Raw genomic sequence first — 14,270 nt, 5'->3', positions numbered from 1 at the left:
CGATCGGGGCGGCGCACTCCTCCTCCCAGCGCCCCTCGATTTGGATCGGCAGCACTCCTCCTCCCAGTTGCCGATCAGAACAAAACGACGCTCGCTGGATCTCCTCCCCCAGCGGGCGTTGTTTGATTCAAGCCAACCATTCCGCTCCGCAGTCTCCGACAGCGCTTTCACCATCCGACGGCGCAAACAGCACCTGCCGCCGGAGTGCCGCCACAATGAGGCTTGCAAGAGTTGCATGGGTGCGATGCAGCATTATCTCTGTAAATTCCGCCCAAATCGATTATATTTCGGGACATCAGATGACGGCCAGCAGAGAGATAAGCGCTGGCAAACGACCCTAGAAAGGATAGGATCATGAACCTCGCACGCTCTTTCAACAATTGGCGCAAGTATCGTCAGACCTGCAACGAACTCGGCCGCATGAGCGACCGTGAGCTGAGCGACCTCGGCATCGGCCGCGGCGACATCTCCTACGTTGCGCGTCAGGCCATCAAGTAATTCCAGGAGCGCTGCTTCGCGCAGCGCGCCGGACATTACCAACGCCCTCCGGTTCATTCCGGGGGGCGTTTTTCGTTGTCGAAACACCGTGCCAACAAGCTTTCGCAACTGCGAAAGCGCGCCGCCGATCCGGAACCGTGCACGGCCAAACAATCTTGCTCGGATTTAAGCGGGAATCACCGGTAACGCTTTCGGTTTTCCACGCGGAAAATGACGCGATTACAAATCCTTAACGCGACACATCCGCACTTTAATCAATCTTTAAGTGATGGCGCATTTTCGAGCGGGCGCAAATGCTGCCCAGCAATTTGGCGATGCACTGCACAAATGCATAGCAGATGCATTTTCTTTGCACTCCACCTTCTAATTAGACAAGCGTATAAGAACCTCAACGACGCAGACAGATGGCTGTCGCGACAGACCGCTCTTGAGGAAAAAGTCATGAACCCGATTCGTATCGCAAAAAGCTGGATCAACTACCGCCGCACCGTCAGCGAGCTCGGCAACCTGTCGAACCACGCTCTGAATGATATCGGCATCACCCGCTACGATATCCGCAACATTGCATCGCGTTCCTTCCGTTAATCGGAACGAACGGCCAGACTTCCAAGACGGCGCCTTCGGGCGCCGTTTTCGTTTGTTCCGATAGCAACGACGGTTGGAACGAAGGGGCGAGCATGGTAGGAAACCGCCCATGAGCAAAGACACCTCTTCCCACTCTCCCATTCATGTCATCGGCGGCGGCCTTGCCGGTTCGGAAGCTGCCTGGCAGATCGCCGAGGCCGGCGTTCCGGTCGTGCTGCACGAGATGCGCGGCGTCCGCGGCACCGATGCACACAAGACGGACGGCCTTGCCGAACTCGTCTGTTCCAATTCCTTCCGCTCCGATGACGCGACAAGCAACGCCGTCGGCGTGCAGCACGCCGAAATGCGTCTTGCGGGCTCGCTGATCATGAAGGCGGCCGATGCCAATCAGGTTCCGGCCGGCGGCGCGCTTGCCGTCGACCGCGACGGCTTCTCCGACGCCGTCACCGCGGCGATCGCCGGCCATCCCCTAATATCCGTGGTTCGCGAAGAAATCCGCGGCCTGCCGCCGAAAGAATGGGACCTTGCAGTGATTGCAACCGGCCCGCTGACCGCGCCGGACCTCGCCGAATCGATCCGCCAGGAAACGGGCGCCGACGCGCTTGCCTTCTTCGACGCCATCGCGCCGATCGTCTACACCGAGACGATCGACATGGACATCTGCTGGTACCAGTCGCGCTACGACAAGGTCGGCCCCGGCGGCACCGGCAAGGACTATATCAACTGCCCGATGAACGAGGAGCAGTACAACGCCTTCATCGACGCGCTTGTGGCCGGCGACAAGACCGGCTTCAAGGAGTGGGAAGGCACGCCCTATTTCGATGGCTGCCTGCCGATCGAGGTGATGGCCGAGCGCGGACGCGAGACGCTTCGCTACGGCCCCATGAAGCCGATGGGCCTGACTAACGCCCACAATCCGACCGTGAAAGCCTATGCCGTCGTCCAGCTTCGCCAGGACAACGCGCTCGGCACGCTCTACAACATGGTCGGCTTCCAGACGAAACTGAAATACGGCGCGCAGGCGGAAGTCTTCCGGATGATACCGGGCCTCGAGAATGCGGAATTCGCGCGCCTCGGCGGCCTGCACCGCAACACCTATATCAACTCTCCCACCCTGCTCGACGGAACGCTGACGCTCAAGTCGAGGCCGGGCCTGCGTTTTGCCGGCCAGATCACCGGTTGCGAGGGCTATGTGGAGAGCGCAAGCATCGGTTTGCTGGCCGGCAGGTTCGCCGCAGCGGAGCGCAAAGGTCAACCTTTGGTCGCGCCGCCGGCAACGACAGCCTTCGGCGCGCTGCTCAATCACATCACCGGCGGCCACATCGTTTCCGACGACGAGCCGGGCAAGCGTTCGTTCCAGCCGATGAACGTCAACTTCGGCCTGTTCCCGCCGCTGGAACCGGGCGCCGTCACCAAGCCCGAAGGGGCAAAGCGCTTCCGCGGCAAGGAAAAGGCCGCAGCGAAGAAGCAGGCCACGGCCGCCCGCGCGCTCGGCGATTGCGCCGCCTGGCTGAACGGCACGGCCTGAGAACCAAACACGCGCCAGGCCAGCCGGAATCACACCGGTTTGCCGGCGACCCTGCCTTTGCAGCCTATGCTGATCAGATGACGGTCGGCCGCGATCGGCTCGACTAGAGCGTTTCCGGTTTAGACGGAGTCGCGGAAACGCTCAATCTTCTTGTTTTCACGCATTTCCTGACGGAAAACCGCTTCGCACTTTTCCTGGAAATGCTCTAAGGGCGACCTATTCGCTCGCCTGCGCTGAAGACGGCGCGCCCGTCTCCTCTGCAGTGAATTCGGACTTCGGGCTGAAACTGCCCAGCAGCCACAGAGACACCTCGGCCGCCTCGCTGGCGTTCTGAAACTCGAAGGTGTTGTCGAGATAGGCAAAATCTGGGAAATGGACGATCAGGCCACGGCCGCTGTCGGAACTGTTGACCCGGACCTTGCCCGGCTGAATGACGTGGCAGACATAGTGCGTGCCGTGCGATTGAATGAAACCGGCCTTGCCGTCATGCAGCCGCAGGAAAATCGCTTTCCGATCTGCGGTCGAATGAAGTGCACGGATCGCTTCGTCCGGAAAGGCACGCCCAAACTCGACCATCGCCGAACCGGCATCCGGATCATCCCAATCCCGCTCGGCCCGTGCGTTCATCCACATATAGAAGGCGCCGGCGAGAATGACGACGATGATGAAAAGCAGCCAGAGCATCAGACAGGCACCCCCTCAGTGGGCATTGAGTCGATAGACTGTGTGTATACGATGCGAGCCTTGCGCCAATTTGACCAGCCGGCCGCCGAGACCCGCGGCCCCAAAAGACGCCGCGCAGGGGTTCAAGTGAAGCGCCTCAGCTTTTCATAGGGACCGTTGTCCGAAATGCTAAGCAGGTTCGACCGCCAAGCACTAGAACCGCTTGCGCCTGCTCGCCCACCACATCCACCACTGTCGCCGCCATTGCGCCGGCCTGATCGGATTGCGCAACAGCTCCGCACCGACGGCATCCGCACGATTGAAGATGGGCTCGACGAGTGCCAGCGGAACGAAGGCTGCGAAATTGTCGGACGAGATCGTGCCGAGCCGGGCGCGTGCCTTGGCCAGATGGTCGCGGCCGAAGCCGGTAAAGGCCCGGATCGCCCGCCCGATCGCTTCCAGGTCCTCTCCAGCGAGCAGCGTTTCCCGGTCGAGGCCGGTTGCCCGCAGCAGATCGGCCGGAAGATAGACCTGGCCGCGGCGGCAATGCTGCGGCAGGAGCAGGAGAAGGCCCGCCACCGTCTGGGCGACGCCGGCGTGACCGGCAGCCTCGGCAGATTTTGCGGCGTTCTGCGGATCGAGGACGAGCGATGACAGCTGGATCAGCGCCGATGCCGTCTCTCCGGCGTAACCTTCGAACGCCGCCCTATCTTCCATCGGATCATCGTAGAGATCGAAGATCCGCGCATCGATCATGTTCTGAAACACGGCGATGGGCAGCCGATGCTTACGAATACATTCGAGCAGTGTGCGCGCGAGCGGATGCCCCTCGCCGGTCGCCTCTTCATTTTCCAGCAATTCGCGCCACCATTGCATGCGGATTTCGCCCGGAATCGGCTCGTGCACGAGTTCGCGAATGCGAGCGAGTTCGGCGTTGAACGCATAGAGTGGCGCGAGCGACGGCTGGCTGGCTACAGGCGCCAGCAGGCAGGCGAGATAACGGTCGCGGTCAGTGTCCCTGAGGTCTGTCAGGATCTGGATGTTGAGGTCTTGCACGCAAGTCTTTCCCTGGTCGCGATCAGACGGCAATCAGCGCGACCGCGACGGCCCGCGATTCGGCCAGCATCACGTTGTAGGTTCTGACGGCTGCCCCCGTGCTCATCGGATCCGACGAGATATTCAATGCACGCAGGGCCGACTTCAGCTCAGCCGGCAGGGGGCGGCTATCACGGCCAGTACCGACCAGCAGCACCTCGATGTCACGCGCCTCGTCCAGCACCCGCTGGAACTTTTCGACCGCAAGCGTATCCCCTTCGACCACGTCCCATGCATAGACGCCCGAGGGCAGCATCAGCACGGAGCCGCGATGCGACATGTCGGCAAACCGAAAGCCGCCATTGCCATAGGCGTCGATCGGGGCACGCCCCGGAAAATGCGCTTCGCGGATCTCGATACCCCTGGCCATTTCAGACTTAACCCTTTGCCGTTTGCGCCGCTCCGGCGCCTGGGCCGGAGGCATTCTCCCCGCCCTGGAAATGGTCCGTCCGTTTGCGGAATAGAATGAGGATCGGACCAGCGATATAGATCGAAGAGATCGTACCGACGATGACGCCAAACAAGAGGGTAACGCTGAAAGAACGGATAAGACCGCCACCGAAAAGGTAGAGCGCCGCCAGCGCCAGCACCGTCGTCAGCGCCGTCAGGATCGTGCGCGACAGCGTCTGGTTGATGGAGGCGTCGATCAATACCGACAGCGGCATCTTCTTGTAGCGGCTGAGGTTCTCGCGGATGCGGTCATAGATCACGACGGTATCGTTGAGAGAATAACCGACAATGGTCAGGACGGCGGCGATGCTGCCGAGATTGAACTCGATGCCGGTTACAACAAGGAAGCCGATTGTCAGCAGCACATCGTGCAGCGTCGCGATAATGGCGCCGAGTGCAAAGCGCCATTCGAACCGCAGCCACACATAAAGCAGGATCGCAGCAAAGGAGACGGCAAGGCCAATGGTGCCCGCACGCGTCAATTCGCCCGAGACCACCGGACCGACGACCTCGACGCGCTTGAACGCATATTCATCACTGAGTTCCGCGCGGATGACGCCGATCGCGGTCTGCTCGGCATTGTCGCCTGCCTCCTGCGACGGGACGCGCACGAGGACATCGTTGCCGGAACCCAGATGCTGTACCTGAACCTCGCCGAGGTTCAACTCATCGAGCCGCACGCGCAGATCGGCGATATCGACGTTGCCGGCCTTGCCTTCGAGTTCGATGATCGAGCCGCCCTTGAAGTCGACCCCCAAATTGAGACCGAGACTGGCCAGGAGCACGACGGAGGCGACCGACAGCGCCGCCATGACGATGAAGACCGGATTTCGGATCGCCATGAAGCGGATGTCGAGATCGCTGAAGCGGCCCGTGCGGATGCCCTTCGGCAGATGCTGAGCCTTCCAGCCACGCAGCCAGGCCTTGGCGATCCTGCGGGTGACCGTATAGGCGGTGAACAAGGTCGTGACACTGCCAATCGCAAGCGTGACCGCGAAGCCGCGCACGGGACCCGAGCCAAGGTAGAAGAGGATCGCACCGGCAATCAGCATCGTCAGATTGGCATCAAAAAGGCTGCTGAAGGCGCGTGCGAAGCCTTTGTTGACCGACTGGACCAGTGGTTGACCGCCTCGCGCTTCCTCGCGGATGCGCTCGTAGATCAACACATTGGAGTCGACGGCGACGCCAATGGTCAGAATGATTGCGGCAATGCCCGGCAATGTCAGCGTTGCGCCGGTGAGCGAAAGCACGGCAATGATCAAAATGAGATTCACGGCCAGGGCGGCAACGGCGAAGATACCGAAGACACCGTAGAAGAAGATCATTGATGCAGCGACAGCAATGGCAGCGATGAAGCCGGCCTTGAGACCGTCACCGATCGCATCATCGCCAACGCCCGGTCCCACGGTCCGCTCTTCAACGACTGTCAACGTTGCCGGCAGCGGTCCCGTCCTGACGAGAGCGGCGAGATCGCCGGCACCCTCCTCGGGCAGATCGGCGGCGATGATAGCCGTATCGCCCTTCACAGCCGCGCCAAGCGTCGGAGTAGCAACGACCTGGTCGTCGAGAATGATCGCGACTTTCTGGTCGGCGCCCTTGGCCTGAAGCGCGGCGACGCGGCCGGTTGCCGCTGGTGTCAGCTTGATGGCGACCGATGCCTCGGCGCTTGCCGCGTCGATCTCCGGCTGCGCGCCAGTGAAATCCTCCCCCGACAGCAACGGCGTCTTCTCGACGAGATAGGGGACCGGCGGATCGTCGAAGGAGTAAAGCACTTCGCTGCCGGCGGGCGGCTGCGCATTGATGGCCTGCTCCACCGGTACGGCAGTGTTCAGCATCTGGAAGGAAACGCGGGCACGCTGGCTGAGCAGGTCCTTCAGGCGCTGCGGATCCGCCAGACCCGGCACCTGAACGATAAGTCGATCACCGCCACGGCGCTGGATCAGTGGCTCTGCCACGCCAACTTCGGCGATCCGGCCCCGAACGACGTCCATCGCCTGTCCCAGAGCCTGCGACATCCGGTAGTCGATACCGTCGTCGCTCAGGCGCAGACGAACAAGTTCGTCCTCCTCAGCGCTGTCGAAGGCCAGTTCGGTCACTTCGTCGTTGACCAGTCCACCGGTTTCAACCGGCGTCGTCAGCGGCGCGAGCGCTGCGCGCGCGGTCGGCAACTTGGCCCGGTCACGAACCCGCAGCGAGATCAGCTGCCCCTCGCCCGACAGGCCGATATAGGCAATGTCGGCATCGCGCAGCGCTTTGCCGACATCATTTGTCACTGCCTCAAGCCGCTCGGCGAGGATATCCTCACGCGAGGCCTGCAACATGAAGTGCGAGCCACCCTGGAGGTCGAGCCCTAACGCCACCTGACGGTGCGGCAACCACGAAGGCAGCGCATCCGCCCGTTCCTTCGTCAGGAAGTTCGGCATCGCAAACGCGACACCCAAAAGCACTGCCAGCCAAACAAGAGCGCTTTTCAACGGCTTCAGATTGGACATGCCTCAAACGCTCCGTGACCCGGATGCCCCGGTTGTGGCTGGACTTGGATTATTCCTTTACGGGTTCGCCCTTGACGCGAACTTCCGATACGCCACTGCGAATGACGCGGATCTTGATGCCTTCCGCAATCTCGACTTCCAGCTCGCTGTCGTCGACGACCTTCGTCACCTTGCCGACGATGCCGCCGCCGGTCACGACCTGGTCACCACGACGGATGTTCTTCAAGAGCTCTTCGCGGCGCTTCATCTGCGCACGCTGCGGGCGAATGATGAGGAAATACATGACAACAAAGATCAGCAGGAAGGGCAGAATGGACATAAGGATGTCCGCGCCACCGGTCGACGAGGCGCCGGCTGTCTGCGCAAAAGCTTCGGTAATGAACATCGATCACTCCTTGAGTTCAAAATATGCGGCGGTTCCTCCGCGCCAAATCGGCCGGAATATAAGGGCGCGCAGCCGCAATGCAAAGCGACGGCACCCGTATCCGTTCCAGTGCCTCTGACATAAATTGCGCAAGAGGAGAACCCCCTGTCCCGCCCGGTTCGGCCTTTTCCAGCGCAAACCTGCGTGCTACCCGGTTAAACCGGAGCCAAGTGACTGATTCAGCAAGCGGAGATGGACATGGGTGAAAAAAAGATCGACGTTCTCATCAAGGAAATGCAGAAGCTTTCCGCGGCGATCGAACGCATCGCCGGCCCCGCTGCTGCCGCCAACGATTGGGACGCTGCAGAGTGCTTCGTCTGGGCGCCGGCAAGCCATCATCTGCAGCCGGTCAAAAGGCCGAACCGCATCGAACTGTCGCTGATCACCGGCGTCGACCACGTGCGCGACATCCTGGTCGACAACACGCTGCGCTTTGCCGAAGGTTATCCGGCGAACAACGTGCTTCTGTGGGGCGCGCGCGGCATGGGAAAATCCTCGCTGGTCAAATCCGTTCACGCGCAGATCGCACGGGATACGGGTGTCGCGATGAAGCTGGTCGAGGTTCACCGCGAAGATATCGCGACGCTGCCTGCGCTGATGGAAATACTCAAATCGGCCCCCGTGCCGGTGATCGTCTTTTGTGACGACCTGTCCTTTGACCACGATGACACGTCCTATAAGTCGCTCAAGGCCGTGCTCGACGGCGGCGTCGAGGGGCGGCCGGCCAACGTGCTGCTCTATGCCACATCGAACCGACGCCATCTCCTGCCGCGGCACATGATGGAAAACGAGCAGTCGACGGCCATCAATCCATCGGAGGCGGTCGAGGAGAAAGTGTCGCTTTCGGATCGCTTCGGATTGTGGCTCGGCTTCCACAAATGCAGCCAGGAAGACTATCTGGCGATGATCGACGGCTATGCGGCTCATTACGGCTTGGCTGTCGACAAGGAGGCCTTGCACGCCGATGGGCTGGAATGGTCGACGACGCGGGGAGCAAGGTCCGGCCGCGTCGCCTGGCAGTTCATTCAGGATCTGGCCGGCCGCCTGCGCCACCGGCTGGACGACTAATACCAACCTATTCCAGGAAGGTTGCCGGGTTCACGGCGCTGGCGTTCTTGCGCACTTCGAAGTGGACCTGCGGCTGGCTTGCGCGGCCGGTCATGCCGGATGCAGCGAGCGTCTGGCCGCGCTGCACCTTCTGGCCGCGCTGGACCTTCAGTTCGGAAGCATTGCCGTAGACCGTGACGGTGCCGTCGTCGTGACGAATGAGGACGGCGTTGCCCAGTTCCTTCAGGCTGCTGCCGGAATAGATGACTACACCGTTTTCGGCGGCCTTGATCGGCGTACCCTCGGGCACGGAGATGTTGATGCCGTCGTTGCGGTTGCCATCGACATTGGCGCCATAGCCGGCGACGACTGCACCGCGAACCGGCCAGCGATACTTGCTGATGCCCGTCGACTTCGGCGATTCCTCGTCAACGTCAGCCGTCTTGCTGGCGACCTCGGTAACGCTCTGCTTTGCGACTGGAGGCTGGTACTCGGCGGGCTTGTTCTTGTCGAGCGAGGCCACCTGACCTTCGGCCTTCTTGTTCGGAACGGATGCGGTCTTGACCTGATCGGTCGCGGCGCCTGCGGCGCCCGGCAGCTTCAGCGTCTGGCCGACGCGGATCGATTCTGCCGTCAGGCCGTTGGCCTGCTTGAGCGCGCCGACCGAGACACCTGTTGCCTTGGCGATACGGTTGAGGGAATCGCCCGGCTTGACGGTGTACGAACCGCCACCGCTGCCCTCGCCCGTCGAGGCCAGTTTGCCAGCGGCGACATCCGTTTTGCCTTCGCTCTTTTCGCGAGACTGCGACTGGCCCGGCAGGATCGCGACATCGCGCTGATCGGTCGGCAAGGGCGACGGCTGACGCTTGCTGCCATCCAGGTCGGTGATCGTGTTGGAGGCGGCAGCCTTCGCGGCGCTGCTCGCAACACCGAAGGTCGGGATGACGAGGCGCTGGCCGGGCTCGACCTGTCCGGCAGTCTTCAATCCGTTGGCCTTCAGGATTTCCTTTTCAGGAACACCGAAGCGCTTGGAGAGAACGGCAACGCTGTCGCCCTGGCGAACCATGATCGAAGGCGCGTTCTGCGTCGTCCAGCCACTCTTGCTCGCTGTCTCGTTGACGGCCGCCGGTAAGGCCTGGCGCGTGGCAGCGGAGGCCTGCTCGACCTGGCGTGCCGCCGGGAACGGCTGCGGATCAACAGGGCGGCTGGAGACGGCAGTCGGATCTGCAAGCGTTGAACGCTGCACGTTCATCGGCGTCGAGGCGGCGCGCGCGCTGGACATCGGTGTAGACGCCGTATTGACCGGGTCGTAGCCACCGTTTGCCGTGGGATAGGGCTGACCGAGCGCCGAGTTGCGCGTGTCGGCCGGCGAAACCACAGCCATCTGGCCGTTGGCGACGTCGCCGCGCGGCACCGGTGTCGTATTTCTTTGAATTGAGCTGGTCGTCAGCGTGTCCGACCGCGAGAACAAGCCGTCGAAACGGCTGGCGTCGGAGCTGCAGCCTGTGGCGACACCTGCCAACAAAACTGCTGCACACAGGCGGATCGTGGACTTTCCAACCTTGGGAGATACAAACTGACGCATGACGCTTACCCACTCCGAACGCAACTCGATGTGGGATGATTAAAGCGTATTAGAGTTACCGCACGGTTAAGGTCGGCACCACCAAAGGCCTAGTTTGACAGAATGCTAACCATAGAGCGACGCGTGGCGCGGTAGTCAGCCGGGACTGGACCTAGATCAGTTCGGAATAGAGGCGTTCGATTTCCGAGACGGCGCGCCGCTCGGTCGGTTCGTCCTCATAGCTGATGCTCGTCAGGTCCCAGGCAAAGATCTGGCGTCCCGCCGGTGCTGCAGGCGCCTCCGATTGCGCGGTCTTGTCCTCCTCGAGGAGCACGCTCACCAGGGTCTGGAAGGCCGCCTCGCCCTCCAGGCCGCTTGCCTGATCGTATTCGAGCGAGCGTAGTCCGGCGACAGCCGCTTCCCGTGTCCCGAAATAGCGCAGGCTATCCTGATCTTCCGATCGCAGGCCATCGTAGTACTCGATGAAGCCCTTGTAGTACGCGCCGTGATCGCCGGTCTCGAGGAACTTTCCAAAAGCCTGGTATTCCCGCAACGCCAACTGCGGCGACAAGCGGTTGTTCCATTCGTCGCGCGTCAGAGCGGGCTGTCCGTCAGAAGATCTTCTGTTCTGGCTGAGGTAAAGCAGCGCATCGGCGGAAAGCGAAATCCGCGGCGTCGGATCGAAAAAGGTGGCCTGCAGCGCCTGCACTGCACTTTCATCCTTGCCGCTTGCGCCGGATTGCCCCGCCGCACGACCGGCAAGGTTGCCTAGTCCGTCGCCTGATGTCGCGGTCGTCAGCCTGTTCGCGATCTGCATGTGCCGTCTCCGTCGCCCGTACGAACAGATTGCCTTTCCGAACCGCATAGAAATTCAGCGACTCGCAAGGCCAGACCTTTCGTGCAGCCGAAGGCGTATGGCGCGAAGCTTGCGCGAAACTGGAGGCGTTAGGATTTTGTTAACCAATGACTGACCCTGGCGCGCAATCGCCCACCAGCTTCACTCGGCCACGAAGATGATCTCGGGCTGCGCTGTTAAAGGGGCTGCATGCCACTCAGGCTGGTTGCGCGGTCGAAACGCGGGCATTGCAGCACGCGTCTCGGCCACGCCCGCGTTCAGGGTGAAAGGCTGGATGCGTGGCGCGGCTGGATGGGCCAGCTTTCGCAACGTGCCGTCCCAGGGAGACTGGAATGGCAAGCTTAGAGGTAAGACGCCAATTGCGGAACGATCGGAAGGTAAGGCGCGTCGAACAGATCCTCGCGGTCGAAGCGGCTACCGGTGCGGCTGACACGGACCACCCGACAATGCGTTTCGCTCATCATGATCGGAACGACCAGCGTTCCGCCGGAGACAAGGTGGTCGGAGAACATGCGCGGCAGGCTGTTGAAAGCAGCCGTAATCAGAATGCGGTCGAACGTGCCCTCGCCCGGCACGCCGGCGCTGCCATCGGCGTGCCGAACAATGACGTTGCGAACGCCTGATTTTTCCAGATTCTTCTGCGCGGTAGCGACGAGCGTCTGGTAGCGGTCTATCGTCAGCACGCGCTCGGCGATGCGGCCCATGACGGCGGCGGTAAAGCCGCTGCCGGTGCCCACCTCGAGGATACGCTGGCCGGACTTGAGATTGAGGCAGTGCAGCAGCCGCACGGCAAAGTCATAGCCTTCCATGAACGAACCGCACTCGAGCGGGATCGTCCTTTGCGAGTAGGCTTCCGCCTGGAACTGCGGCGGCGCGAAATGGCCGCGTTGCGTCTGCTCGACCGCGTTCAGCAGGCTCTGGTTGCTGATGCCCTCGGCGCGAAGCCTAAGGACCATCGCCGCGAAGCCTTCCTGTTCCGAAACACGTCCGCTCAAACGACGGTCCCTTCGCTCAAGGCCTGTGCCAGACGGTCCTGCACGGTGTAGTCGGTCAGGTCGAGCTTGAGCGGGGTCACCGAGATCCGGTTTTCGCGCAGCGCGTGGATATCGGTACCGGCGCGGAAATCACCGAACCGCTCGCCAAAGCGCAGCCAGAAGTAGGGAAACCCGCGACCGTCGGAACGCTCGTCGATCGTCAGACCGAAATCGAGCTTGCCTTGCGAGGTCACTTCGGTGCCGGCGACGGCGTCGGCCGAACATTTCGGGAAGTTGAGGTTGAGCAACGTACCATCAGGCAGGTCAACCGCCAGCAAGCTGCGGATCAACGCAGGCGCATGCCGCTCTACCACGTCCCAGGCAACGGCCTCACCGACGACATGGCTGTAGGCCTGGCTCAGGGCCATGGAGCGAATGCCCTGCAGCGTTCCCTCCATCGCACCGGCGACAGTGCCGGAATAGGTGACGTCGTCCGCCATGTTCGCGCCGATATTGACGCCCGACAGGACCAGATCCGGCTTGCGGTCCATCACCTTCCGGACGGCCATGATGACGCAATCCGTCGGCGTGCCCCTAAGCGCAAAACGCTTCTCGGAGATCTGGCGCAGGCGCAGCGGTTCCGACAACGTCAGCGAATGGGCGAGACCACTCTGATCCGCCTCGGGCGCGACCACCCAGACATCATCGGAAATCGTCCTGGCGATCCGCTCAAGGACTGCAAGGCCCTCGGCGTGGATGCCATCGTCGTTTGTCAGCAGGATCCGCATCGCGACTTCTTTCCCGTCAGGCAGCTTTTTCGATACGCTTCTGGCCGCCCATGTAGGGAACCAGGACGTCCGGCACCGAAACCGAGCCGTCGGCGTTCAGATAGTTTTCGATAACGGCAATCAGGGCGCGGCCGACGGCAACGCCGGAACCGTTCAGCGAATGAACGAACCTTGTCCCCTTGTCTTCCTTGTTGCGGTAACGCGCATTCATGCGCCGCGCCTGGAAATCGCCGCAGACCGAGCAGGACGAAATCTCGCGATACGTATCCTGTCCCGGCAGCCAGACCTCGAGATCGTAGGTCTTGCGGGCACCGAAGCCCATGTCGCCGGTGCAGAGCGTCATCACGCGGTAGTGCAGGCCCAGACGCTTCAGCACCTCTTCGGCGCAGGCAGTCATGCGCTCGTGCTCGGCAACGGACGTCTCGGCGTCGGTGATCGAAACGAGTTCGACCTTGTTGAACTGGTGCTGGCGCAGCATGCCGCGCGTGTCGCGCCCGGAAGAACCAGCCTCCGAACGGAAGGACGGCGTCAGCGCGGTAAAGCGCAGCGGCAGCTTCTCGCCGTCGAGGATCTGCTCGCGCACGATATTGGTCAGGGGAACTTCGGCCGTCGGAATCAGCCAGCGATCATCAGTGGTGCGAAACAGGTCTTCGGCAAATTTCGGCAGCTGCCCGGTGCCATACATCGCATCGTCACGCACCAGCAGTGGCGGCTGGACTTCGGTATAGCCGTGTTCCTGGGTGTGGAGGTCGAGCATGAACTGGCCGAGCGCCCGTTCGAGCCGGGCCAGTTGACCCTTCAGGATGGTGAAGCGGGATCCGGCAATACGTGCGGCGCCTTCGAAATCCATCAGGCCCAGCGCCTCGCCGATTTCGAAATGCTCGCGCGGCTGGTGGTTCCAGGTTGGCTTGGCACCGATCACCCGCGTGACGACGTTGCCTGCCTCGTCCGAACCGACCGGGACATCTTCGAGCGGGATGTTCGGTAGGCGCGACAGGGCGTCGTTCAGTTCGACCTCGACCTGGCGGCTCTCTTCCTCGAGCGCCGGCATGGAGTTCTTCAGCTCGGCAACTTCGGCCTTCAGCTTTTCGGCAAGCTCGTTGTTCTTCTGGGCCATGGCCGCGCCGATATCCTTCGACGCCGTATTGCGGCGCGACTGCATGTCCTGCAGCGATTGAAGGATTGCACGGCGACGTTCGTCGATGGCGATCAGCGACGCGGACGATGGTTCCGCGCCCCGCTTCGCCAGGGCGGCGTCCAGCACATCGGCATTGTCACGGATCCATTTGATATCAAGCATTGTCGT

Annotated in this window: 14 protein-coding genes; 4 read left to right on the top strand and 10 right to left on the bottom strand. The window is 61.9% G+C overall.

The features are described 5' to 3' along the window. Positions 1 to 354 precede the first annotated feature (354 nt). The 3 genes from AC244_RS34955 to trmFO all read left to right on the top strand — a co-directional run bounded on the left by AC244_RS34955 (position 355) and on the right by trmFO (position 2,611). Positions 355 to 498 (top strand): DUF1127 domain-containing protein, encoded by a 144-nt coding sequence (locus AC244_RS34955; RefSeq protein WP_082366713.1) that lies wholly within the window; start codon positions 355 to 357, stop codon positions 496 to 498. A 441-nt stretch (positions 499 to 939) separates the two neighbouring features. Continuing rightward, a complete protein-coding gene (locus AC244_RS38810) occupies positions 940 to 1,083 on the top strand; it encodes a DUF1127 domain-containing protein (RefSeq protein ID WP_065781539.1) in 144 nt (47 codons plus the stop codon). Positions 1,084 to 1,192: 109 nt separating this feature from the next. Beyond that, on the top strand, positions 1,193 to 2,611 hold the full coding sequence (gene trmFO / locus AC244_RS03150; protein ID WP_053247337.1) for a methylenetetrahydrofolate--tRNA-(uracil(54)-C(5))-methyltransferase (FADH(2)-oxidizing) TrmFO: 1,419 nt from the start codon (positions 1,193 to 1,195) through the stop codon (positions 2,609 to 2,611). 216 nt (positions 2,612 to 2,827) lie between these two features. Here trmFO and AC244_RS03145 read toward each other — a convergent pair whose 3' ends face one another. The 5 genes from AC244_RS03145 to yajC all read right to left on the bottom strand — a co-directional run bounded on the left by AC244_RS03145 (position 2,828) and on the right by yajC (position 7,696). Continuing rightward, entirely contained in the window at positions 2,828 to 3,295 is a 468-nt protein-coding gene (locus tag AC244_RS03145) for a hypothetical protein (RefSeq protein ID WP_053247336.1), read from the bottom strand. Positions 3,296 to 3,487: 192 nt separating this feature from the next. Next, positions 3,488 to 4,330 carry a phytoene/squalene synthase family protein gene (locus AC244_RS03140; RefSeq protein WP_053247335.1) on the bottom strand — a complete coding sequence of 281 codons (843 nt, stop codon included), beginning with the start codon at positions 4,328 to 4,330 and terminating at the stop codon, positions 3,488 to 3,490. A 22-nt stretch (positions 4,331 to 4,352) separates the two neighbouring features. After that, positions 4,353 to 4,739, bottom strand: a complete 387-nt coding sequence (locus AC244_RS03135) for an Mth938-like domain-containing protein (protein ID WP_053247334.1) — start codon at positions 4,737 to 4,739, stop codon at positions 4,353 to 4,355. A gap of 7 nt (positions 4,740 to 4,746) precedes the next feature. Beyond that, positions 4,747 to 7,311 (bottom strand): protein translocase subunit SecDF, encoded by a 2,565-nt coding sequence (gene secDF, locus AC244_RS03130; protein WP_053247333.1) that lies wholly within the window; start codon positions 7,309 to 7,311, stop codon positions 4,747 to 4,749. A 49-nt stretch (positions 7,312 to 7,360) separates the two neighbouring features. Further along, positions 7,361 to 7,696, bottom strand: a complete 336-nt coding sequence (gene yajC, locus AC244_RS03125; RefSeq protein WP_053247332.1) for a preprotein translocase subunit YajC — start codon at positions 7,694 to 7,696, stop codon at positions 7,361 to 7,363. Between the two features lie 237 nt (positions 7,697 to 7,933). Between yajC and AC244_RS03120 the strand changes: the two genes are divergently transcribed. Further along, on the top strand, positions 7,934 to 8,803 hold the full coding sequence (locus AC244_RS03120; RefSeq protein WP_053247331.1) for an ATP-binding protein: 870 nt from the start codon (positions 7,934 to 7,936) through the stop codon (positions 8,801 to 8,803). A gap of 7 nt (positions 8,804 to 8,810) precedes the next feature. Here AC244_RS03120 and AC244_RS03115 read toward each other — a convergent pair whose 3' ends face one another. From AC244_RS03115 to serS, 5 genes are all read right to left on the bottom strand, one after another. Further along, on the bottom strand, positions 8,811 to 10,367 hold the full coding sequence (locus AC244_RS03115) for a LysM peptidoglycan-binding domain-containing M23 family metallopeptidase (protein ID WP_053247330.1): 1,557 nt from the start codon (positions 10,365 to 10,367) through the stop codon (positions 8,811 to 8,813). 151 nt (positions 10,368 to 10,518) lie between these two features. Next, on the bottom strand, positions 10,519 to 11,163 hold the full coding sequence (locus AC244_RS03110) for a hypothetical protein (RefSeq protein ID WP_053247329.1): 645 nt from the start codon (positions 11,161 to 11,163) through the stop codon (positions 10,519 to 10,521). Between the two features lie 380 nt (positions 11,164 to 11,543). After that, positions 11,544 to 12,197 carry a protein-L-isoaspartate(D-aspartate) O-methyltransferase gene (locus AC244_RS03105; RefSeq protein ID WP_053247328.1) on the bottom strand — a complete coding sequence of 218 codons (654 nt, stop codon included), beginning with the start codon at positions 12,195 to 12,197 and terminating at the stop codon, positions 11,544 to 11,546. Further along, entirely contained in the window at positions 12,194 to 12,964 is a 771-nt protein-coding gene (gene surE / locus AC244_RS03100) for a 5'/3'-nucleotidase SurE (RefSeq protein ID WP_053247327.1), read from the bottom strand. Before surE ends, AC244_RS03105 begins: the two co-directional genes overlap by 4 nt. Before the next feature lie 16 nt (positions 12,965 to 12,980). Further along, positions 12,981 to 14,264 carry a serine--tRNA ligase gene (serS, locus tag AC244_RS03095; protein WP_053247326.1) on the bottom strand — a complete coding sequence of 428 codons (1,284 nt, stop codon included), beginning with the start codon at positions 14,262 to 14,264 and terminating at the stop codon, positions 12,981 to 12,983. Positions 14,265 to 14,270: the final 6 nt, after the last annotated feature.

It is taken from the genome of Ensifer adhaerens (assembly GCF_001270265.1).
In the GTDB taxonomy this organism is placed as follows: domain Bacteria; phylum Pseudomonadota; class Alphaproteobacteria; order Rhizobiales; family Rhizobiaceae; genus Ensifer; species Ensifer adhaerens_B.
The sequence above is the reverse complement of the archived record's forward strand: the minus strand, read 5'-3'. Positions and strand labels throughout refer to the sequence as shown.